The sequence below is a fragment of the Pseudooceanicola lipolyticus genome, assembly GCF_002786325.1.
Classification (GTDB): domain Bacteria; phylum Pseudomonadota; class Alphaproteobacteria; order Rhodobacterales; family Rhodobacteraceae; genus Pseudooceanicola_C; species Pseudooceanicola_C lipolyticus.
Genome location: NZ_PGTB01000401.1, coordinates 1 through 790 on the forward strand (window position 1 = coordinate 1; position 790 = coordinate 790).

Annotated in this window: 1 protein-coding gene; it reads right to left on the reverse strand. The window is 60.3% G+C overall.

Going from position 1 to position 790, the window contains the following annotated elements; all coding sequences use genetic code 11:
- A partial coding sequence (locus CVM52_RS28240) for a peroxidase family protein (protein WP_503128408.1) occupies positions 1 to 712 on the reverse strand: 712 nt, incomplete at its 3' end.
- Positions 713 to 790 lie beyond the last annotated feature (78 nt).

Genomic DNA, 790 nt, shown 5'->3' on the forward strand with positions numbered 1-790 from the left:
CCTTGGCGTAGTCAGCAAAGAAAGCGTCCTCGTCCGCTGCGTATTTGTCAACAAGTGGGCGGAAGGATGGATCAGAGAGGAGGGCTTTGTCACTTGGTAGCTGCAGAAGGCCTTCCTTCTCTCCGCTCAGAAGCTCCTTGAAGTAAGAGTTGTCAAAGATCAAAGGGTTGGACGTCCAGGCTCCCTCAAATCCAGACCTGTCCTTGTGGCATCTTCCCAGGGTGTGACCACCAGAAAGCGCAACAATGTCCTGGTCGCTCAAACCCATCTGTGTGGAGAAAACCTGCCTGAGGTGATCAGAACCTTGGGTGGCATCAGGAAGGCGGCCTTCCGGTGGAGGCTCAGGCTTGTCCTGCCTCCCGGGGTGGAAGGGGACATCAGGTCCGCCGGTTACCTCGACTGCCACGACTCCAGCAAGCTGGTAGAAGTCAGCGTAGGATAGGATGGGGAACTGCTCCTTGATGGGCTCTAGCAGCCTGATGGCAATTTCCAGTCCGGCGTTGGCTCCGTGCGCCTGCTCGGCGGGGTTCTTCATGGTGCCGAAGGGGCCCCCGGTTTTGGTGGCCACATCGAAGGTGCCCGCGGAGTGCCATGCGAGGCGGAGCATGAGCGGGGCGCAATTCTTCTCGGCGATGAGGCCGCGGAGCTTGCGCTTGGCCTTGTCGACCGCCTTGAGGTAGTCCTCGTTCACCGTGGGGTAGGCCTTCACCATGCCTGCTGACGTCACGATCCGCCCCGCTGCTGGCCCGGTGGTCCGATCGGAGGAGACGGGGGTGGAATGAATTCGGTG